The sequence below is a fragment of the Ruegeria sp. ANG-R genome (assembly GCF_000813985.1).
Lineage (GTDB): Bacteria > Pseudomonadota > Alphaproteobacteria > Rhodobacterales > Rhodobacteraceae > Ruegeria.
In genome coordinates, this window is the sequence record NZ_JWLJ01000006.1 from 307,070 (window position 1) to 328,409 (window position 21,340).

At 58.4% G+C, this 21,340-nt stretch carries 22 protein-coding genes; 10 read left to right on the forward strand and 12 right to left on the reverse strand.

All coding sequences use genetic code 11. From position 1 onward, the window contains the following. Positions 1–85: 85 nt before the first annotated feature. The 5 genes from RA27_RS16045 to RA27_RS16065 all read right to left on the reverse strand — a co-directional run bounded on the left by RA27_RS16045 (position 86) and on the right by RA27_RS16065 (position 5,704). Positions 86–904 carry a trypsin-like serine protease gene (locus RA27_RS16045; protein WP_039541138.1) on the reverse strand — a complete coding sequence of 273 codons (819 nt, stop codon included), beginning with the start codon at positions 902–904 and terminating at the stop codon, positions 86–88. Beyond that, on the reverse strand, positions 901–1,644 hold the full coding sequence (locus RA27_RS16050; protein ID WP_241484091.1) for a trypsin-like peptidase domain-containing protein: 744 nt from the start codon (positions 1,642–1,644) through the stop codon (positions 901–903). The genes RA27_RS16045 and RA27_RS16050 overlap by 4 nt, the downstream gene beginning before the upstream one ends. A gap of 159 nt (positions 1,645–1,803) precedes the next feature. Further along, positions 1,804–3,120, reverse strand: a complete 1,317-nt coding sequence (gene glcF / locus RA27_RS16055) for a glycolate oxidase subunit GlcF (RefSeq protein WP_039541144.1) — start codon at positions 3,118–3,120, stop codon at positions 1,804–1,806. A 3-nt stretch (positions 3,121–3,123) separates the two neighbouring features. Then, positions 3,124–4,218 (reverse strand): FAD-binding protein, encoded by a 1,095-nt coding sequence (locus tag RA27_RS16060; RefSeq protein WP_039541147.1) that lies wholly within the window; start codon positions 4,216–4,218, stop codon positions 3,124–3,126. A gap of 46 nt (positions 4,219–4,264) precedes the next feature. Next, positions 4,265–5,704: an FAD-linked oxidase C-terminal domain-containing protein gene (locus tag RA27_RS16065; protein ID WP_039541150.1), complete on the reverse strand. Its 1,440-nt coding sequence runs from the start codon at positions 5,702–5,704 to the stop codon at positions 4,265–4,267. Between the two features lie 81 nt (positions 5,705–5,785). Here RA27_RS16065 and RA27_RS16070 point away from each other — a divergent pair, with 81 nt between their 5' ends. Beyond that, complete coding sequence (locus RA27_RS16070; RefSeq protein ID WP_039541152.1) at positions 5,786–6,496, forward strand: DUF599 domain-containing protein; 711 nt, start codon at positions 5,786–5,788, stop codon at positions 6,494–6,496. 35 nt (positions 6,497–6,531) lie between these two features. After that, entirely contained in the window at positions 6,532–6,879 is a 348-nt protein-coding gene (locus tag RA27_RS16075; RefSeq protein WP_039541155.1) for a hypothetical protein, read from the forward strand. A gap of 3 nt (positions 6,880–6,882) precedes the next feature. Here the strand turns inward: RA27_RS16075 and RA27_RS16080 are convergent, their stop codons facing one another. From RA27_RS16080 to RA27_RS16095, 4 genes are all read right to left on the reverse strand, one after another. Next, complete coding sequence (locus RA27_RS16080; RefSeq protein ID WP_039541158.1) at positions 6,883–7,368, reverse strand: NAD(P)H-dependent oxidoreductase; 486 nt, start codon at positions 7,366–7,368, stop codon at positions 6,883–6,885. A gap of 1 nt (position 7,369) precedes the next feature. Continuing rightward, positions 7,370–7,840, reverse strand: coding sequence for a 23S rRNA (pseudouridine(1915)-N(3))-methyltransferase RlmH (gene rlmH / locus RA27_RS16085; protein WP_039541162.1), 471 nt, complete (start codon positions 7,838–7,840; stop codon positions 7,370–7,372). A 44-nt stretch (positions 7,841–7,884) separates the two neighbouring features. After that, positions 7,885–8,244 (reverse strand): ribosome silencing factor, encoded by a 360-nt coding sequence (gene rsfS / locus RA27_RS16090; protein WP_039541351.1) that lies wholly within the window; start codon positions 8,242–8,244, stop codon positions 7,885–7,887. Positions 8,245–8,408: 164 nt separating this feature from the next. Further along, the gene (locus tag RA27_RS16095) at positions 8,409–9,776 is read right to left on the reverse strand and encodes a mechanosensitive ion channel domain-containing protein (protein WP_039541165.1); all 1,368 of its coding nucleotides are present in this window, start codon (positions 9,774–9,776) and stop codon (positions 8,409–8,411) included. A gap of 224 nt (positions 9,777–10,000) precedes the next feature. On the opposite strand from RA27_RS16095, the gene leuC reads away from it, so the two are divergent. The 5 genes from leuC to RA27_RS16120 all read left to right on the forward strand — a co-directional run bounded on the left by leuC (position 10,001) and on the right by RA27_RS16120 (position 14,824). Next, positions 10,001–11,404, forward strand: a complete 1,404-nt coding sequence (gene leuC, locus RA27_RS16100; RefSeq protein ID WP_039541168.1) for a 3-isopropylmalate dehydratase large subunit — start codon at positions 10,001–10,003, stop codon at positions 11,402–11,404. A gap of 37 nt (positions 11,405–11,441) precedes the next feature. Continuing rightward, a complete protein-coding gene (locus RA27_RS16105) occupies positions 11,442–11,996 on the forward strand; it encodes an HdeD family acid-resistance protein (protein WP_039541169.1) in 555 nt (184 codons plus the stop codon). Between the two features lie 42 nt (positions 11,997–12,038). Then, positions 12,039–12,644, forward strand: coding sequence for a 3-isopropylmalate dehydratase small subunit (leuD, locus tag RA27_RS16110; RefSeq protein ID WP_039541173.1), 606 nt, complete (start codon positions 12,039–12,041; stop codon positions 12,642–12,644). Positions 12,645–12,974: 330 nt separating this feature from the next. Beyond that, on the forward strand, positions 12,975–13,805 hold the full coding sequence (locus RA27_RS16115) for a hypothetical protein (RefSeq protein WP_039541353.1): 831 nt from the start codon (positions 12,975–12,977) through the stop codon (positions 13,803–13,805). After that, on the forward strand, positions 13,802–14,824 hold the full coding sequence (locus RA27_RS16120; RefSeq protein ID WP_039541177.1) for an endonuclease/exonuclease/phosphatase family protein: 1,023 nt from the start codon (positions 13,802–13,804) through the stop codon (positions 14,822–14,824). Before RA27_RS16115 ends, RA27_RS16120 begins: the two co-directional genes overlap by 4 nt. Before the next feature lie 55 nt (positions 14,825–14,879). On the opposite strand, the gene RA27_RS16125 is transcribed toward RA27_RS16120, so the two are convergent. Beyond that, positions 14,880–15,785 carry a sugar nucleotide-binding protein gene (locus RA27_RS16125; protein ID WP_039541355.1) on the reverse strand — a complete coding sequence of 302 codons (906 nt, stop codon included), beginning with the start codon at positions 15,783–15,785 and terminating at the stop codon, positions 14,880–14,882. Positions 15,786–15,868: 83 nt separating this feature from the next. Between RA27_RS16125 and RA27_RS16130 the strand changes: the two genes are divergently transcribed. Continuing rightward, complete coding sequence (locus tag RA27_RS16130) at positions 15,869–16,762, forward strand: LysR family transcriptional regulator (protein ID WP_039541179.1); 894 nt, start codon at positions 15,869–15,871, stop codon at positions 16,760–16,762. Positions 16,763–16,768: 6 nt separating this feature from the next. Here the strand turns inward: RA27_RS16130 and RA27_RS16135 are convergent, their stop codons facing one another. Then, positions 16,769–17,296, reverse strand: a complete 528-nt coding sequence (locus RA27_RS16135) for a redoxin domain-containing protein (protein ID WP_039541182.1) — start codon at positions 17,294–17,296, stop codon at positions 16,769–16,771. A gap of 91 nt (positions 17,297–17,387) precedes the next feature. On the opposite strand from RA27_RS16135, the gene leuB reads away from it, so the two are divergent. Continuing rightward, complete coding sequence (leuB, locus tag RA27_RS16140) at positions 17,388–18,491, forward strand: 3-isopropylmalate dehydrogenase (RefSeq protein ID WP_039541184.1); 1,104 nt, start codon at positions 17,388–17,390, stop codon at positions 18,489–18,491. 57 nt (positions 18,492–18,548) lie between these two features. Here leuB and RA27_RS16145 read toward each other — a convergent pair whose 3' ends face one another. Then, positions 18,549–20,738: a PBP1A family penicillin-binding protein gene (locus RA27_RS16145; RefSeq protein ID WP_039541187.1), complete on the reverse strand. Its 2,190-nt coding sequence runs from the start codon at positions 20,736–20,738 to the stop codon at positions 18,549–18,551. Positions 20,739–20,996: 258 nt separating this feature from the next. Here RA27_RS16145 and RA27_RS16150 point away from each other — a divergent pair, with 258 nt between their 5' ends. Then, on the forward strand, positions 20,997–21,335 hold the full coding sequence (locus tag RA27_RS16150; RefSeq protein WP_039541190.1) for a P-II family nitrogen regulator: 339 nt from the start codon (positions 20,997–20,999) through the stop codon (positions 21,333–21,335). Positions 21,336–21,340: the final 5 nt, after the last annotated feature.

A 21,340-nucleotide genomic window follows, 5' to 3' on the forward strand; every position in this document is an offset into this window, starting at 1 on the left:
CCTCCGTATGGACGGGCGATGATATGGTCCGAACCCCAACTCTGGCGATCCGGTAGTACTCAGATGGGAAGTGGCGGGATCAGGTTCAAGACCCGCCCGAGCTTATGAATTTTGCACCCGAACCGGACTTGGCCGATCCCGGCTGCAATCTGCGGATTGTTGCAACTGGCCGGGGCGCGTCACGACGCAAAATCGCCTTCAGTTCCGCAACGATGCCTGCAAGCTCCATCCCATACCCGACCTTGTATCGACCGTCCGTGGACATAGCCGAAGTCACTGACAGAATCTGCCAACGAGGTCCGCTCCTGGCGAGAATGGCGGACCCCGACGATCCGAATGTCACGTCGCAGTTGAATGAGATTATGCCCTCGGCACGCTGCAAGATACGGCATGAACGCTGACGCGTGATAGCGTCGGCCCTGCCACGACCATATGACGCCACGCTGATCTCGCCATCTGGAACACGGCCATTGTGCAGGGCAAATGGATCGGCAATCGAGTAGGGTATCGGCTCTTCCAGCCGCATCAGAGCCACATCGATGCGAATACGTGGGATCGAAACTGGTGCATTGGCAACAAAATCCGGATGGACCGCGATCTGGATGACCTTCCGATCCGCCAAAGCCTCACCGTCGCTCAATCCGGCGCGAAAAGTCACCTCGCCGGGGGCATAGGGCTTGCCCGTTTTCTTGTCCAAAGCGCAATGCGCCGCTGTCAGCACGGTATCCTGCGCGATCAAAGTACCGGTACAGAAGCCCTGATTACCGATATCCAGACGCCCGACCGCCTCCCATCCGTACAGATCATCCCGATCTGTCAGCCGGCGCTTGCCGCTGTTCTGAGCCTGCAGTGAGGATGCCAGAACAGAAAAGAATAAAACAACGCAAAGAAAAATCCGGGTCATGGCTTTATGAATTTTGCTCCGAGGTTTTTGGTGTTGTTGTCCAGTGAAGCGTTCATGCCTCTCCCTTGCGAAAGTTCAGCCTGCAGCACCTCCAGCGACTGATCCAGCGCAGTGCCCAGCGCGACACGTTGACCCTGCATTTCGGCCTTGGCTGCAACGACCGAAACGATACGGGGGCGTTCACCTTCGAACGAGAATATCGGCGCTCCGGACGCTCCGAAATCCACGTTGCAGGACATCACCAGGATACCTGCCTGCCGCCCTATGACCGAGCAAACCTCTTGCAGCGACGGCGCTTCGGCCCGGTCATGAGCGTAGGAGACAACGCCCACATCTTCGCCCCGGGCGGGGCGACGTCCGGTTTCAAAGGGAATGACCGATGTGTTGCGGATCGGCTGCCACAGCTCGATCAACGCGATATCGTGGCGCACCCGCGTGGCCGAAGCATCGCCATCGTATTCATATTCCGGATGCACCACCGTTCGGCGCGCAGGCCGATAAGCCGAGGCATGACCCAAGCGCCATCCGGCCAGAAACTCGATCCGCGCAGGATCAATCCGTTGTTTGGTGGCCTTGTCAAAAAGGCAATGGGCCGCTGTCAGAACCAGCGTAGGGGAAATCAGCGATCCGGTACAAAAGCCGGTTCCGTCGATATCCAGCCGACCAACCGCCATCCACTCCCGCCCGGCATCGGTGGTTTCCAGGCGTTTCAGCCCTGTATCCTGCGCCAGCCCTGCCATTGGCAGCAAGCTAAAAACAAAAGCTGTAATCCAGTCGCGCACGCGGGTCTCCGGTCGTGAGGTCCGACCAAAAGTCATACGGCGCGGGTGGGGCGAAAATAGGGCAAATACCATTCTGGCCAAAATCACCCGGATTTGCTGCCAGCTTGCAGCAAAACGCTATCGCAGTCGCGGCACCCCGTTCAGTCCATCGCGCAGGGCCCTAGGCTCTGGTCCGCCGGTGGCCCAGTCCAGCAATTCGACCGTATGCACAATGGGCGTCTCGGTGCCTGATCCGATCTGCATCATGCACCCGATGTTACCGGCGGCGATCACATCAGGATTTCTGGCTTCAAGCGTACGCACCTTGCGTTGTTTCAGTTGACTCGAAATCTCGGGTTGCATCAGGTTGTAAGTACCTGCACTGCCGCAACACAAATGGCTGTCAACAGGCTCTAACACGGTAAATCCGGCAGATCTCAGAAGGGATTTAGGGTGGGAGGTCACCTTTTGCCCATGCTGGAGGGAGCAGGCCGCGTGATAGGCGACAACCAGTTCATTTTTCAGATCGCTTTTCGGGAATTCCAACTGCACCAATAACTCAGTGATATCCACCGCCAAGGCCGACACCCGCGCAGCATCCGCCGCCATGGCGTCGTTGCGGAACATGTGTCCGTAATCCTTGACCGTGGTCCCGCAGCCCGACGTATTGATAACGATTGCGTCCAGGCCATCGCCATCCATTTCGCGCACCCAGGCCCGGATATTGGCCCCGGCGGAGGCATGGCTTTCGCGCGTTCTCCCCATGTGGTGGGTTAAGGCGCCGCAACACCCTGCCCCCTCGGCCACCACCACCTCGCACCCCAATCGGGTCAGCAGACGAATCGTCGCGTCATTGATATCGGTGTTCAGAGCCTTTTGCGCACACCCCGTCATCAACGCCACGCGCTTTTTCAAAGTGCCTTTCGGTGCGAAACTTTGGGGGTCATCGTTGCGGCTGACCGGCGGAACAAGCCTCGGCGCCATGTCCAACATCGCCTTCAATCGGGCATCCGGTATAAGCGATCGGAACGGACGGCCCAGTTTTGCACCGATCAGCGCCCAGCGAAAGCGTATCGGGTAGGGCAGAATTCGGGCCAATATCCAGCGTAACGCACGATCCGAGAACGGGCGCCTGTAGTTCGCCTCGATATACTCTCGCGCATGGTCGACCAGATGCATGTAGTGCACACCTGATGGGCATGTCGTCATGCACGCAAGACAAGACAGGCACCGGTCGATATGCCTGACGGTCTTTGCGTCCGGCACCCGCTCGTTTTCCAGCATATCCTTGATCAGGTAGATGCGCCCGCGCGGGCTGTCCAACTCATCGCCGAGGACCTGATAGGTTGGACAGGTTGCGGTGCAGAACCCGCAATGGACACAGTTACGCAAAATCTCATTGGAGCGCTGTATCGCAGGGTCCTGCAGCTGCTTTTCGGTAAAGGTTGTCTGCATTGCCTACCCCATGAGCCCCTGATTGAATACGCCCCTTGGGTCGAATTTCTTCTGAATTCCCTTTGTTAGAGACTGAATTGCGATATTCTCGGGTTGAAATCGGCCCAGTTCCTCCATCGTCGGCGCATCAGCACGCAGAAGCGTCGCATGACCTTGGAAATGACCCAGACGCTCGCGCACATCTGTGCCTTTCGGCACCGACGCCCAGATCAACCCGCCACCCCAATCAAACAGAAGCCGATCCGCGCTGATCCGTGCGGCAATATCCGGCGCGTCGCCAGGTTTGACCGATAAACGCCAGACGTCCCCGTCATGATCATGAAACGCACGGACGTCGCGCAGTTCCCCCCATCGCAAGGCCGAATCCTCCGACCCGATACTCTCGCCCCCAACAGCTTCGCGCAATCGATTGTCCCGATAGGCAACCGAGTCGGAAAACCCCTCGATCCGCAACAAAGCCCGACCGGTCGACGGATCATACGCCGCGCCACTGACTTCATAGGGAGATTTCAGCGCCGCCGACATAACCTCAACCGCCGTTCGTACATCCGGGGCCCCTACGGCGAGTGTCATCTGAGCCTCAGGTTTAGGTAGAACCTTAAGTGAAACTTCGGTCAGAACGCCCAGCGTGCCCCATGAACCAGCCATCAGTTTCACCAGATCGTAACCGGTGACATTCTTCATCACCCGCCCGCCATTTTTGATGACCCGCCCCAACCCATCGACATAATGTACGCCCAACAGAAAATCCCGGCACGCTCCGGCCTGAATTCTACGCGGTCCCGAAATATTCGCGGCAACGACTCCGCCGATCGTCGGTTCGCCAGAGGTCCCAAGCAATCCGCGGTAATCCATCGGTTCAAACGCCAGTTGCTGGCCTTCGGCCTCCAACGCAGCATCGATCTCGGCCAGGGGCGTACCAGCCCGCGCCACCAGCGTCAACGCACCGGGTTCATACAGAGTAATGCCGCGCAGCCCTGCAGCACTCAGCACAGGCTCAGGCCCAGCTACGCCACGCGTACCGCCACCGGCGATACGCACCGGGCCGTTCAGCCCAGCCACGATTTCAGCAAGTTCAGCCTCGGTTTCCGGTCTCATGATACTTTATCTTTTTGCAAATACTCTGGGGGCCGGGGCAACGCCCCTACTCCGCCGCCACCCTTCGTCCGGCTGACACTTCTAACGGAAATACCTTGGCCGGGTTCAGCAGCCAGTTCGGATCGAACACATCCTTCACCGCCATCTGCGCCTCAAGATCGTGGGTCGCGTATTGGTGGTTCATAAGGTCTCGTTTTTCGATACCGACCCCATGCTCTCCGGTCAGGCAGCCACCTGCATCCACGCAGAGCTTCAGGATTTCCGCCCCGAACGCCTCACATTTCTCAAGATCGCCGGGCTTGTTCGCATCGAACAGGATCAAGGGGTGCATGTTGCCGTCACCGGCATGGAACACGTTGCCGACGGGTAGGCCGTAGTCTTCGCTCAGTTCTCCGATCCGGCGCAGGACAAAGGGCAGCGATGACACCGGGATCGTGCCATCCAGACACATGTAATCGTTGATCTGACCCATTGCGCCAAAGGCCGATTTCCGCCCCAACCAGATGCGGGCGCTTTCGTCAGCCGACTGGCTTTCGCGCAGCTCTACCGGATTGTGGCGTTTGGCGATTTCAATGATCTTTGACAGCTGGCTGTCAATTTCGGCCTCGGACCCTTCGACTTCAACAATCAGCAAAGCCTCGCAATCGGGATAACCGGCATGGGCAAAGTTCTCGCAGGCCCGGATGCACAGTCGGTCCATAAATTCGATCGCGACCGGTAAAATGCCCGATTTGATAATGTCCGAGACACATTGACCCGCCACTTCGTTGTCATCAAACCCCATCAAAACCGGCCGAGCCCCTTCGGGTTTGCGCAAAATGCGCAGGGTCGCCTCGGTCACGACACCCAGCTGCCCTTCAGAGCCGCAGATGACGCCCAGCAAGTCCAACCCTCCAGCATCCAGATAGGCACCCCCGATTTCGACCACGCTGCCATCCATCATCACCATGGTGACGCCCATCAGGTTGTTGGTGGTCACCCCATATTTCAGGCAATGCGCCCCGCCAGAATTCATCGCGATATTCCCCGCTATGGCGCAGGCGAGCTGGGATGACGGGTCGGGGGCGTAAAAGAAATCCTCTTCCTCGACAGCGCCGGTCACGCTCAGATTGGTCCGGCCGGTTTGCACTTTGATGAACCTGTTGTCGTAGTCGACCTCCAGCACGTCATTCATCCGGGCAACACCCAGAATCACACAATCCGCTGTCGGCAAAGCACCACCCGCCAGAGACGTGCCCGCGCCGCGTGGCACTACGGGTACGTTCAGGTCATGGCAAATCCGCAGGACGTCGGATACCTGCTGTGTGGTCGAGGGCAGCACCGCCAGTAGGGGGGGGCATTTGTAGGCAGTCAACGCGTCACATTCATAAGCCCGCGTCTCAGCCTCATCGTGAATGACGGCGTCGTTGGGCAGAACCTGCTGCAGCCGCGCGACCAAAGCGCGCTTGCGCGCGATGACATCCGGATTTGGCCTGGGCATTTCCATCGCTGATCCTCCATTTGGTAAAATTATATTACCAATTTATCAAGCTGGCAAGTTGCAACGACCGGACGTACTGTCGCGCGCATGACCTGGATAGACCGAACGCTGTTGTTTACCCCAACCGACTACGCCGCCATTCTGCTTTTGATCGCAGCCTGGCTTTTTATCAGCTGGCGGATCGAGAACCCCGCGCAGGCGCGCCCTTCGGTATCGATGATCATGGATCAATACCGCAGGGACTGGATGCGCGAGATGGTGACCCGAGAACCACGCGTTTTCGATGCGCAGGTGATTAACGCCATGCGGCAGGGCAGCACCTTCTTTGCGTCAACCATTATGATCGCAATCGGTGGCGCACTGGCACTGCTGGGCAATACCGAGCGTCTTGCCGGAGTCGCAAAAGACCTTGCCATCGGCAGTGCACCGGCAATGGTCTGGGAGATCAAAATCCTGATTATCATCTTGTTTCTGTCAAATGCCTTCCTGAAATATGTCTGGGCCCACCGCCTGTTTGGCTATTGTGCCGTTCTGATGGCCGCCGTTCCAAATGACCCGGACGATGAGCAGGCCTATTCACGCGCCGCGCAGGCTGCCGAGATTTGCGTGACTGCCGCGCGCAGCTTCAACCGTGCCCTGCGTGCCACCTACTTTGCGCTCGCCTCAGTCGCTTGGATTCTGGGGCCCGTGGCCCTGATGCTGGGAACCGCGATTACATTTGGCGTACTCTATCGAAGAGAGTTCACGTCTCATTCCAGAACGGTGCTGCTGACACAAACATCGCGCACACAGACGTGAACACCATGACAATAAACACGCACTAAGGTCCTGCCATGCGATACCTGATTCTGACCGCCCTGCTGACCACCCCCGTCTTTGCGGACTCGCCCAAGATCGAGAAGGTCGCGACCTCTCAATCCGGCGACGCCTGGAGTTTCGACGTCACCATCCGCCATCCCGATACCGGATGGGATGACTATGCCGACGGCTGGCGCGTTCTGGATATGGACGGGAAAGAACTGGGTATGCGGGTCCTGCATCACCCGCATGTCGATGAGCAGCCCTTTACCCGTTCACTGGGCGGGGTTGTGATTCCGGATGGCACCACTCAGGTGCAAATTCAGGCGCGCGACAGTGTCGGTGGTTGGAGCGAAGACACAACAGTGATCGACCTGAACTAAGGGTCAGAACACTCCAAGACTCAATCCTGCAGCCAGGGCAGCACCGATCTCGCGGCATTTCTCAAGCTGCTCATCGGGAATGGTCTTTTCAGCCAGGATCGCCTCGGGTGTCTGCGCATGGGTGCAGATGATCAACGGAGGCTGCACCTCTTTCAATCGCCAACCTGTCGCGATCCGGGCGATCTGGCGCGCCGCATTCTCTCCGTCCGAACCGGCACACACCGTTTGAGCATAGGGACGCCCTTCGATCTTTCCCAATACGGGATAGTAACAACGATCGAAAAACTCCTTCATCAGACCCGATATTGCTGCCAGATTCTCGGGCGCGCAAAAGATATAGCCATCGGCGGCCAACATATCCTCGGGCCCGGCCTGATCAGCAGGTTTCAAGACAGTCTCGGCTTCACCCCGCGCCGCTTCAGCAGCAGCCTCAGCCATTTGCCGCGCGCCGCCCGTGCGAGAGTGATAAACGATCAGAAGCTGCGCCATGTCAGACCCGGTGATAGGGGCCGCCCGACAAGATGGTTGCGGCCCGGTAAAGTTGCTCGGCCAGCATCACACGGACTAGCATATGAGGCCAGACCATCGATCCGAATGAGATGGAAAAATCGGCCTCGGCCCGCAATTCAGGGTCTATTCCGTCCGCGCCGCCGATGATCAGCGCCAAATCGTGCCGCCCGGCATCGCGCCAATTCCCAAGCTTCTGTGCAAAGTCGGGCGAGGACATCACGCGCCCGCGTTCGTCCAGCGTACAGACCACAGCGCCTTTGGGCAGCGCCTTACGCAACAGTGCGGCCTCGGCTCCCATACCTGCGTTTTTCTTGTCCTCAACCTCGATCACCCGTGCGGGACCAAGGCCAAGGCCTCGGCCGGTCCGGTCAAATCGGGTCAGATAGTCATCAAGCAGGGATTTCTCCGGTCCGGCGCGCAATCGCCCGACCGCAACGATGCTGATACGCATGTCTCTCTCGCCTCCGGTCCCTCAATACGGGCCGGGATGGCGCCTCAGTTGGCTGAGGCGCTGCCGCCCTGAGGCAGCCACATCTTTTCCAGCTGATAGAATTCACGCACTTCGGGGCGGAAGATATGAACGACCACGTCGCCCGTATCGATCAGCACCCAGTCGCCGGCATCCTTGCCTTCGACCTTCGAGGTGAAACCGAATTCCTGCTTGATTCGATCTGTCAGTTTTTCCGCCATGGCCGAGACCTGACGGGTCGACCGACCCGAGGCAATCACCATGTGATCCGCGACGGACGACTTGCCCTGCAGATTGATCTGCACGACATCTTCGGCCTTGTCATCGGAAAGTGAGGAAAGGATACGTTCAAGCAGCTTATCGCTGATTGACTGAGAGTGGGCCATTACACCGGCCCCATCATCGGCGGGCAAACCCGCCTGTGTATGTAGAGACAGGACATAGTCCTCCTTTGCTGCGCGCCGTGAAACCCCGGCGCCGGGGTACTAATAAGGTAGCAAGGGGATTGCAACATTTCAATGAATGGGCAGAGGGCACGCCCCACATACGCTCACTCTTTGGAGAGATGTTGCACCTCAGTGTCGCCCAATACGCGAATTTCACGCTGCGGGAAGGGGATTGAGATACCTTCGGCCTTGAACGCATCCCACAGCGCCAGAAAGACATTGCCCCGGATGTTGGTCAGACCTTTGTTCGGATCGCTGATCCAGAAGCGCAGCACATAGTCCACACTGCTGTCACCAAACCCGGTGATATGACAGACGGGTTCATGTTTACCGCCACTCAACACGCGGCCAACCGTTTTGACGGCTCGGATCGCTGTCGCGCGGACGTTGTGCGGGTCGTCGTCATAGCTGGTGCCGAAATCCAGATCGAGCCTTACGAAACGGTCGGAATGCGACCAGTTGACCACCTGATTGGTGATCAGGTCCTCGTTCGGGATCAGGTATTCCCGCCCATCCCGCGTAACGACCGAAACATATCGCGCGCCCAGCGCATTGATCCAGCCGAAGGTATCCCCCAGCGAGATCACATCACCCGGTTTGATCGACCGGTCCATGAGGATGATGATGCCCGAAATCAGGTTCGAGACCACTTTTTGCAGCCCGAAACCGATCCCCACGCCGATCGCACCGGACAGCAGCGCGATGCCCGTCAGGTCGAACCCAAGCGTACGGATCGCGGCCATGAAAACCGCGCCATACAACAGGACCTGAATGCCCTTGGCCAACAGCACCTGCATCGATGGCGTGATGTCATCATTTCTTTTGAGGCCCCGTTCCGCCGCGCGCGTTCCGATCCGGGCCAGAGTCAGCAATACACCGATCAGCAGGACAGCTTTGATGATCCCAAGGAATGACAAATGAAGGTCACCGATGGTAATCGCTACACCATCGAGAAATTCGGCCACATCATCTGTCAGCCCCAAAGCGATCAATGTTGCGTAAATCCACATCGACCACTTGAAAATCTGCCGCAATGTTCGGTTGCGCACCAGCCGCGACACCAAAGCGATGGCAAGCCATGCGGCAGCCAGAGTCGCTATGACGCCGATGATATAGCTGTGAGAGGGCCAGGTCGTGTTTTGCATCACCCAGTAGAGCAACCAGGACATCAGCACGAAATAGACCAGCGTCAGGCGCCGCATCAGTTGGATCAGGATGCGCAGCCGCCATTTCGGCCATCCCGTGCGCGCACGGGCCCATGACTCCCAGCGGTTTTGGGTCAGGAATTTCAGCGAAAAGGCCAGAACCCATAAAATCAGGATGATGATCAGTTGGTATTGCCGCCAGCCCGGCGTGACGATCAGCTCGATCAGGTTCTCAAACTGCGCTGAAAAGGCCGCCGTCATGTTTGCGTAAAGCTCGGACAGCGTTTCCGGTAGCAAATCCTGGTTCATGCTTGCCAGCTTGACCATCCGCGTGAAGGGATGCAAGCCCGCAGCCGGATTGAACCTTGATTGACGGCCAACCCCGTTATATCTGGGGCGCATGAGACTCAATGTGGCCCAAGAACAGAATCTAGAAGACCGCGCGCGGTTGCGTGAACGGTTCTTTGGGGCTGCCCGCACGGTTCTGGCCCGCCTATCCGCGGCCTAAGCCACCTCGCCAGCTATTTCTCATTACATACGGGAGAGGACCGATGTCCCCCAAAACACTCTATGACAAGATCTGGGATGCCCATGTCGCGCACGAAGCCGATGATGGCACCTGCCTGCTGTATATCGACCGCCACCTGGTGCACGAAGTAACCAGCCCGCAAGCCTTCGAAGGTCTGCGTATGGCCGGTCGTCAGGTGCGTGCACCGGAAAAGACCATCGCTGTGCCGGATCACAACGTGCCCACCACACCGGACCGCGTAAACGGGATTGAGAACCCGGAATCGCGCATTCAGGTCGAAGCGCTGGACAAGAACGCCAAGGATTTTGGTATTCACTACTACCCGGTGAATGATGTTCGTCAGGGCATCGTTCATATCGTCGGCCCCGAGCAAGGCTGGACCCTGCCGGGCATGACCGTTGTCTGCGGCGATAGCCACACGGCCACCCATGGCGCGTTTGGCGCTCTGGCGCATGGCATCGGCACGTCCGAGGTTGAGCATGTTCTTGCGACGCAGACGCTGATCCAGAAGAAATCCAAGAACATGAAGGTGGAAATCACCGGCAAATTGCAGCCGGGCGTGACCGCCAAGGATATCACTCTGGCCGTGATCGGTGAGACGGGCACAGCGGGCGGCACCGGCTATGTCATCGAATATTGCGGTGAAGCAATTCGTGACCTGTCGATGGAAGGCCGTATGACCGTCTGCAACATGGCAATCGAAGGCGGCGCACGCGCTGGCCTGATCGCACCGGACGAGACCACCTTTGAATACGTCAAAGGACGCCCGCACGCGCCCAAAGGTGCACAGTGGGAAGCGGCTCTGAGCTGGTGGAAAACGCTCTATACAGACGAAGACGCGCATTTCGACAAGGTTATCACCCTGCGCGGCGAAGACATCGCGCCGGTGGTGACATGGGGCACCAGCCCCGAGGATGTACTGCCGATCACCGCGACGGTCCCTCAGCCCGAGGACTTCGAAGGTGGTAAAGTCGAAGCGGCCCGCCGGTCTATCGAATATATGGGTCTGGAAGCCGGACAGAAGCTGAGCGATGTGGAAATCGACACAGTGTTTATCGGGTCCTGCACCAACGGGCGCATCGAAGACCTGCGTGCTGCAGCTGAAATCCTGAAAGGCAAAAAGATCAAGGACGGGATGCGTGCCATGGTCGTGCCCGGCTCGGGGCTGGTGCGTGCACAGGCCGAAGAGGAAGGCCTGGCCGAGATCTTCAAGGACGCCGGGTTCGAATGGCGTCTGGCGGGATGCTCGATGTGTCTGGCGATGAACCCCGATCAGTTGCAACCGGGTGAGCGCTGTGCCGCGACCTCGAACCGCAACTTCGAAGGGCGTCAGGGACGCGGCGGACGCACCCATCTGCTGAGCCCCGCGATGGCTGCCGCGGCGGCAATCACAGGACGGCTGACAGACGTGCGTGAATTGATGTAAGGTCCGCTCATATCTAGATATTTGAGGGATCAAAAACATGAGTGACTGGATCAAATGGCTTGCGCTGGGACTGCTGTCCATTGCGTTTGGCGTCTTTGCGCTGGGGAACGCTATTGCGGCCTCACTTGCCGTGACGGTGGTAACAGGTGTGCTGCTGCTTATTGCGGGCGCATTTCAGGTCGTCGGCGGTTTTACCGTTGAAGGCGCCGGCAACAAGATACTGTCGCTCATCATGGGTGCGGTCATGCTGTTTCTGGGCTGGTCCTTTCTGGATCACCCGCTGCAAGGCACGCTGACGCTGGCGACCGTGATGCTGATCCTGTTCATGGCAGGCGGCATCGCGCGGATCATTCTGTCGTTCCAGATGAAAGGAACGCAGTTTTTCTGGCCCACAATAATCTCGGGCATCTTGTCGATCGTCCTCGCCGGTATCATCTGGACCTATGTGGGGCAGGAACCGCAGGCTTTGCTGAGCATCCTGGGGATCTTCCTGGGCATTGAGATGCTGTTCAACGGGTTCGGATTGGTCTTCATGGCGTTCTTTGTCAGGAACGCACCCAAAGACGAAACAACAGAAGCGAAAGAAGCTTAAACGCGAGGCACGGGCGCGGCCCTACCCCGCAGGAGTGTAGACATGGAAAAGTTTGACAAAGTCCACGGGGTGGCCGCCCCAATGCCGCTGATCAATATCGACACCGATATGATCATTCCCAAAGTGCATCTGAAAACCATCAAACGATCCGGCCTTGGCGTCGTACTGTTTGACGAGATGCGCTATCACGATGACGGGCAGGAGAACGATGACTTCGTTCTCAACAAGCCAGCCTATCGTCAGACGGAGATTCTGGTCGCAGGCGACAATTTCGGCTGCGGTTCGTCACGTGAACACGCCCCTTGGGCAATCAAGGATTTCGGCATCAAGGTCGTGATCTCGACCAGCTTCGCCGACATCTTCTTCAACAACTGCTTCAAGAACGGCATCCTGCCCATCGTGGTCGAGGAAGAGCATCACGCGATCCTGATGGATGACGCGCATAAGGGCGAAAACGCCCGCATGACCGTGCATCTGGAAGATCAGCAGATCACCACATCGGATGGTGTGGTCATCGAATTCGACATCGACCCGCACCGCAAGCATTGCTTGCTGAACGGTTTGGACGATATCGGTCTGACCATGGAAAAAGATCACCACATCGACAAGTTCGAGGATCACGCAAGCCAGGCACGCCCCTGGGTATGATTCCGGGGACGAATCTGTTGATACTCAACCAGACGGGGTCGCAAGAGCGGCCTCGTTCGCATTTTTGGGGTTGATTTTTCCGAAACCACTACATTTAGGTCTCATTTTGAGATACACGTCGGATTTGCGTCAAAAATGATGCAATCCCGCACCAGTTGCGCCATCATTTTGCCCGAAATTCCATGTTTTCTGCACATCGACTTGAGCGAAATACCGCTTATCGGCAAAGTTGGCTCCCATGAGGTAACCGCCAATGAACGAGCGGTGAGCACAAGTTGGACGATAAGTCGACATAGAATCGACTACGCCGGTTTGGAAAGGGTTCGGATTGTGATTGCACGCACAACGGGGGCGGCGATACGTGGATTATTGGTGGCACTGATGGTGCTTACCCCCGCGTTGTACCTGCCTACATCGACGTCTAACGGGACTGAGATTGTCGTCTTTCTGGCGATCCTTGCGTTCATCCTGACCTTCTCTGAATACAACTCTGCGTTTCCCAGCTTTATCGAATTCCGCGACGCTCCGCCGGTGAACAGGCTGCGCTTTGTAGGTCTCATGTCGATGGTCACCTTCCTGACACTGATCTGCAAGAACGCATATGCCCCAACCGATCTGACGGGCATATTCTATTCAATTGGCCTGATGGTCGCGAGTGTGGCTGATTTCCCCTATTCCCCGGTGCGGCTGGTGGTCCTGATGCTGCCCGGCGAAGCTGCGCAACCATTGATCGAACTTGTACGAATTTCCGCCAGTATCGCCTATGTTGCTGCGTTGGTTACCATCGCCAGCTTTGCCTATGCCGTGAAGCTGAGGGGTTGGCCGACAGGTAACGGTGCGTTCAATGTCTGGACCAATCTGCCGCTGTTTGACCCAACCAAGGGCGGTGATGTGGTCACCCGCCTGCAGCGCGACGGACGGCTGAACATCGCAATCGGGGCCTTGCTGCCTTTCCTGATCCCCGCGCTGATCAAGCTGACGGCTGCATTCATTACCCCAATAGCACTGGGTAATCCCCAAACCTTGATCTGGACGCTGTGCGCGTGGGCCTTCCTGCCTGCCAGCATGATCATGCGCGGTATGGCAACGCTGCGAATTGCGGGCCTGATCGTCGAAAAACGCCGCGCCTATTCTACTGCCGAGACAACTCAAATCGCATGATCCGCGTACTGGCCCTGCTACTGCTGCCCATCACGGCGCAGGCAGAGACGGTGCGCATTGCAACCTTCAACACAGAGCTTAGCCGAGACGGCCCTGGTCTTTTGCTGCGTGATATCCGCCGTGGAGATCCGCAGGTAAACGCGGTGATCGACGTGTTGGTGACAAACCGCCCCGACATCGTTGCTCTGCAAGGTATCGATTGGGATTTGGACGGCCTCGCCCTCGAGGCTCTTGCCGAGGCGTTGAATGACAGCGGGCTGGATTATCCGTACAGTTTTGCAGCACAACCCAATTCAGGAATTGAAACCACTCTGGATCTGGACGGGGACGGTGAAACCGGTGGCCCCGGCGACGCGCAAGGCTGGGGCCGTTTTACGGGCCAGAACGGGCTGGCGGTGCTGTCCCGGTACCCCATCGAAACAGACGGGGTCCGGTCTTTTTCCGAGATGCTGTGGCGCGACCTGCCAGGGGCGATCCTACCGACCGAACAAGCAGAGCCGTTCCCCTCCGCGCAGGCACAGACCATTCAACGGCTGTCTTCGACATCGCATTGGATCATCCCGATTGACACCCCCGGCGGTCGCATCAACCTGATGACCTTTCACGCCAGCCCCCCGGTCTTTGACGGTTCTGAAGATCGGAACGGGCTGCGCAACCGGGATGAAATTCGGCTTTGGTCTCTGCTGTTGAACGGTGATCTGGGCCCGGCTTATTCCGACCGGTTCGTCATCGCCGGAGATGCCAATCTGGACCCTTATCAGGGGGAAGGCCACAAGAGTACGATCAGAGGTCTGCTTGCGGACCCTCTGATACAAGATCCGGTACCTGTCGATCCCGCCGGGTCGGCCTCGACGGTCAGGTGGAAAGGCGTCGGCGAGATGAGAGTGGATTACATTCTTCCCTCGGCCGATTGGCGCGTACGCGACGCGGGAATCTACTGGCCTGATCCCCCGGACCGCGAAAGGGCTGCCACAGCCAGCCGCCATCGGCTCGTCTGGGTCGAGCTTTTCGACGAATAAGGCAATGGCGACTTCGCGCAGCCGGAACGCCCCCTGTTCGGCTAACCGCGCATGACTAGGATGACAGAGGTGTACGGCGTCTCTGAGGAAACTGGGCAAGTACGGTTTCGGGAATTGCATTCCTGAGTGCCCCGGTGAGGTCGGTCTGCGCAAAATCCGGCAATAGCTCTGCAAAAAAGCTACCATCCAGTTGGTGTGGTGTGTCCCACAAATACCTCATCTCAAGCAGGTGAGGCGCCATACGCCAGAACGGGCGGGCCAAATGCAGAGGCCACCACGCCATTTGTTTAAGGGCAAGGTTCTGCCCGGTGACCTTCGACAATGCCTGCGCCAGTTCTTTGCCGGTCAACGTATAGCCGGAAAAGGGGACATCGCAGAAACGCGGAAGTTCGCGGCGCATTTCAGCCAATGCCACGGCAGCGCGTGTCAGATCGGGCAGATAGGCCCAGGCATGGGGAATATCGGATTTCCCGGGATACACAAACTGCCCACGCCGCAAGTGTTTGATCATGATCTGATCGAACCAGTTGCCCGAGGCCGAGGTGTCGATGAAATCACCCGCGCGCAACATTATCGTTCGCACGGATGACGCACGATATGCTTCTTCCAACTCGATCCGTATGCGTCCCAGCGGGTTGCGCGCAAGATGGGGCGTATCCGTTGACCAGGGGCCCGGTGTGTCTGCGCCGAATACATAGACATTCCCCGGCACAATGACTGTCAGATCACGCCCTGACGCGGCTTCAATCACTTGACGATGCAGGTCAGGGACTTGCTGCGCCCAGTCCGGATAGGGCGGGTTCCAGGCGTTCACAATGACATCCGCATCACGCGCGGCTATGCGCAAATCACCGCCGTGACGATCAAACCGGTGCACGGACCAACCTGCATCGGAAAACGCCTTGACGGCATTACGGCCAAAGCGACCCGTAGCCCCGAGAATAAGTGCTGTCTGTGGCATCTGTCCCTCCATTCGAGGTCAGACTATTCATTCATTGATCTTTGGAAATTGCCAAAAACCGCAGATCATGTATTCGTTTTTGAATGGTTAAAGCACTCCAACTTTCCGACTGGTCGCTAATTCAAAGCTTTCTGGCGGTCGCTGAAACCGGCTCGCTTTCAGCCGCAGCAAAGCAATTGCGGCGCAGTCAGCCGACGCTTGGACGGCAAGTGCACGCGCTGGAGGAAGAACTGGGAGTATCTCTGTTCGATCGCCACGCACGCGGGCTGACGCTGAGCGAAGTGGGACAGCAGGTGTTGCCGATGGCGCAACAGATGAACGCCGCAGTCAATGCGCTTGGCTTGACCGCGGCGGGGCAGGCACAGCAGCTGGAAGGCTCGGTCAGGATCACCGCCTCGGTCTTTGTCTCACACCACCTGTTGCCACCGATTCTGGCCGCAATCCGGCAGGCAGAACCGGCGATTCAACTGGATCTGGTCGCCTCGGATGCCAGCGAGAACCTGTTGTTCCGTGAGGCCGACATCGCGGTGCGTATGTATCGGCCAGAACAGGTCGATATCGTGGCAAAGCACATCGGAGAGGTTCCGCTGTGTTTCTGCGCCTCGCGGTCCTATCTGGATCGCGCCGGATGGCCGACAACCCCGACAGAGCTGATGCAGCACGACCTTGTGGGGTTTGACACCAACGAAGACATCATCACTGCCATGCGAAACAAGGGCTGGCCTGCCAGCCGGGACAGCTTTGCCACCCGCTGCGACAACCAAACCGCCTATTGGGAGCTGATCCGCGCGGGATGCGGGATCGGGTTCAGCCAGCTCAGCATCGTTCGCGCCGACCCGAGTGTCGAGGTGCTGGACATCGATGTCGAGATACCGGTGTTGCCTGTATGGCTGGCCGCCCCTCAGGCCATGCGGCAGACCCCGCGTATTCGCAGGGTCTGGGATCTGCTCTCAGATGGGCTAAAGGCCGATCTCTGAGCCGGACTACAGCGCGCCGGTATAGGTGCCGCGCGCAGGATAGTTGTTGGCGAGCGTGAATTTCAGCCCGCCGACAATGTCCGACATCGGGGGCCGCGCAAAGGGCGTTGTCTGTTGCCAAACGTAATAGAGGGTCTGATCAGGCTTGATATAGAAATGCCCCGGTTCGGCAAATAACGCGGGCTCGGCACTACCTTCACGAGCCACGGAGATGTTCAGACCCCAGACATCCCGTGCATTTGCCATGGACAGGCCGTACCCAACGCGCAGCTTCGAGACCCCGGCTTTCTCCACCGTTTCCGCCGCTCGTTCGCCAGTATCCGTGGTGATCATGATCACCTCGACCCCCAGTTCGGCGAAATCACCCAGTGCGGCTTCGACTTCACCCATCTGGCGAATGCAGATCGGACAGTGCAAGCCGCGATACTGAATCACCAGCGTTCCGTTTTCGCCTGCGTCACGCTCAAGATCAAAGGTGCCATGGCCTACAGTTTCGATTTTTAGCGATGGGGCCGGATTTCCGGGTGTCAGCATGTGGTTTCCTCGTGATTTGACGGGTTCGTCTCATTGACCCGATGCGCCGCAAACGCTAGGGCCTGTGCGACAAAACGCAAGGAGACTGTCGATGTCCAACCCCTCGCTCCTCATCCTGCCCGGAGATGGAATTGGCCCCGAAGTTATGGCCGAAGTGCGCAAAATCATCGATTGGTTTGCCACCAACCGCGGTCTTCAATTTGACGTGAGCGAGGATCTGGTTGGCGGCGCTGCCTATGACGCACACGGCAAGCCCCTGTCGGATGAGACCATGTCCAAGGCACAAGAGGTCGACGCCGTTCTGCTGGGTGCTGTTGGTGGCCCCAAATATGACGATCTGGACTTCAGCCTGAAACCCGAGCGCGGACTGCTGCGCCTGCGCAAAGAAATGGACCTGTATTCCAACCTGCGCCCGGCACAGTGCTTTGACGCGCTGGCCGATTTCTCGTCGCTGAAGAAAGACATCGTTGCAGGTCTCGACATCATGATCGTGCGAGAGCTGACCTCGGGCGTCTATTTCGGTGAGCCACGCGGCATCTTCGAAGAAGGTAACGAGCGCGTTGGTATCAACACTCAACGCTACACCGAATCCGAAATCGAACGCGCCGCGCGTTCCGCGTTTGAGCTGGCGATGCGCCGGAACAAGAAGCTGTGCTCGATGGAAAAAGCCAATGTGATGGAGTCGGGCATCCTGTGGCGCGAAGTCGTCGAGCGCGTGTCCAAGGACTATCCCGAGGTCGAGCTGTCGCACATGTATGCCGACAACGGCGCGATGCAGTTGGTACGCGCACCCAAGCAATTTGACGTGATCGTCACGGACAACCTGTTCGGCGATATTCTGTCGGATTGCGCCGCCATGCTGACCGGGTCTCTGGGTATGCTGCCCTCGGCCTCGCTGGGCGCACCGATGGCCAACGGCCGCCCCAAGGCAATGTATGAACCGGTCCACGGATCGGCCCCCGATATCACCGGTCAGGGCAAAGCCAACCCGATTGCGTGTATCCTCAGCTTCGCGATGGCGCTGCGATACAGCTTCGATCAAGGCGCCGAAGCCGATCGTCTTGAAGCAGCGATCGAGAAGGTTCTGGCCGATGGCGTCCGCACGGCAGACCTGTTGGCCGAAGAAGGCGTCACGCCGGTTTCGACCAGTGAAATGGGCGACGCGATTGTGGTGGCGCTGGACGAAAGCGTCTGATCGCACCACCCACCGGACATCAAAGGCGGTGCCCAGCGCATCGCCTTTTTTTGTATGTCAGTTTCCGAAAATGTTGTTCAGCAGATTGTTGATCGCCTTATCCAAGCCGGTCTGTTTCTTACGGCGCTGTTGCTGCGGCTGAGCGGTTTTGACTGGTGGGTCCGGCGCCAGCATCGGCAACGGGGTGGGTGTCATTCCCTCGGTGACGCGCAGCATCGTCTCTTTCCAGATTTCTGCCGGCAGCCCACCGCCCGTCACGCCTGACAACGGGGTATTGTCATCATACCCCATCCAGACACCCGTCACGTAATCCGCTGTAAATCCTATGAACCAAGCATCCCGCGCAGCCTGAGTTGTTCCGGTTTTGCCCGCCACCTGCCAACCCGGCAACTTGGCGCGCCCGCCTGTGCCTTCCGAGACCACGCGCTCCATCATCCAGGTCAGTTGCTTGGCGGCCTTGTCATTGATCACCCGCTCGCCAATCCCGGTTGTCGTGACCATAACCGGCTCGGATTCACCCAACAGCTTCAATTCGGTCAGGCCATAGGGCTCCACCGCCGAGCCACCGTTCAGGATGCCTGCGTACGCACCGGTCATCTCGATCAGCGTGCTTTCCGATGCGCCCAGCGCCAGCGCAGGACCTTCCGCCAGATCGCTGGCGATACCAAAGCCGCTGGCCACGGTACGTACATTGTCCAGCCCTGAAATCTCGGCCACCTTGACCGCCGGGATGTTCAACGAGTTTTTCAGCGCATCCGCGAGCGTCACCCGGCCATAGAACTTGTTGGTATAGTTCTTGGGGCACCATTGGCCCGAGCCGGGAATATCCACGCAATAAGGCTCGTCCATGACGGTATCCAGCGGCGAATACCCCAGTTCCAACGCGGTCGCATAGACAAACGGTTTGAACGACGACCCCGTCTGACGCAGCGCCTGCGTTGCCCGGTTGAACGCGCCTGATACGCGGGTCTTGCGCCCGCCAACCATGGCCCGCACCGCGCCATCGGCAGACATCACCACAATCGCGGCCTGCGCTTTGGAACCTTCGCGCACTTTTTCCTGAAAGATGAACTTCAGCGCCTCTTCTGCCGAGGTCTGGATGCGCTGGTCCAGCGTTGTGCGGATCACCACATCCTCGGTCGTGTTGCGCGTGAAAAATTCTGGCCCGCTGGCCATGACCCAATCGGCGAAATACCCGCCCGCGCGGGCCGCTGCGGCTTCGGACAATTGCGCTGGACGGCTGCGCGCCTCGCTGGCTTGTGCGCTGGTCAGATAACCCTGATCCTCCATCAGACCGACGACCAGCCGCGCCCGATCCTGAGACCGCTGCAGGTTGTTGGTGGGGGCATAGCGCGTCGGAGCCACCAGAAGGCCCGCCAGCATCGCGGCCTCGGCCGGGGAAACTTCGGCGGCGGAGATTCCGAAATAGCGTTGGCTGGCAGCCTCAAACCCACGCGCGCCTGCGCCCAGGAAGGCGCGGTTCAGATAGATGGTCAGGATCTCATCCTTGGAGTATTTCACCTCCATCGCGATGGCATAAACGGCCTCTTTTGCCTTGCGCCACAGCGAGCCCTGACGGCAATCGGATTCATAAGCGGCCTCTGACTCCCATTCGCTGGGAACGTAAGGCACGCCCAGACAAAGCAGTTTCGCCGTTTGTTGGGTGATGGTCGACCCACCATGGCCCGACAACGGCCCGCGCCCTTCGCTCAGGTTGATGCGCACCGCGCTTGCCACACCACGCGGGCTGACGCCGAAATGGCGATAGAACCGTTTATCTTCGGTCGCGATCACGGCGTTCTTGAGATGCGGCGAGACCGTATCGGCCGTGATCACACCACCGAACTGATCGCCGCGCCAGGCAAAGACCTTGCCATCGCGGTCCAGCAGAGTCACCGATCCACGGGCGCGTCCATCCAGCAACGAATCCACGTCCGGCAGCGACGTGTAGACCACACCCACGGCCAGCGCCAGAAGAAGTCCGGCAATGGCGCCAACACGCCAGGTGATGCCCCAGAAAAGCCGCCATAGCCAGCGGAACAGTCGGCGGAAAATTCCGCCACCCTTACCTCCGAAGGAACTGCGGCGTGTTTTCTTCCGCGCCGTCTTGCGCGGTGCAGCTTTGTGGGCGGTCGATTTTTTGCCCGCCGGCTTTGCTGACCTTTTGGTCGCCGCAGGTTTACGGGTTTTCGACGGGTACCTTTTGTCCGCGACAAGTCGCGGTTTGCGGCGCTTGGACTCAGTCATGCTCAAACTCTGCCCGGTTATGCTTTTGGGGCACCATACCCCGCTAGACCGGTCATGTAGAGGTGTGAAATTCCGGTATTTCCCCTCTCAAATTCGCCCATAATTTAACCATATTGTGCAATTTGTGCAAAAAATGTGCAAATTCTCTGAATTTTCACCCTCAAGGCCCCTTGGGAAACGTTCCTTCTCACGCTCTGTCGCGCATTTTTTCTGCAGGTGCAAAATACCCGATCATCCGGGGAAGCAGAGGGGAAAGACGTGAAACTGATCATTGCGACAATCAAACCGTTCAAGCTTGAGGAGGTGCGCGAGGCGCTGACCAACGCGGGCGTGCGCGGCATGATGGTGACCGAGATCAAGGGCTTCGGCTCGCAATCGGGTCACACCGAGATTTATCGCGGCGCCGAATACGCCGTGAATTTCGTACCCAAGATCAAGCTTGAGATCGTGGTGCCTGCCACCATGGCCGACCAGATCGTTGAGACCATCACCACCACCGCCAAGACCGGCAAGATCGGTGACGGCAAGATTTTCGTCCTCGATGTCGAGCAGGCCCTGCGCGTGCGGACCGGGGAAACCAACGAAGAGGCGCTTTAAGCGCG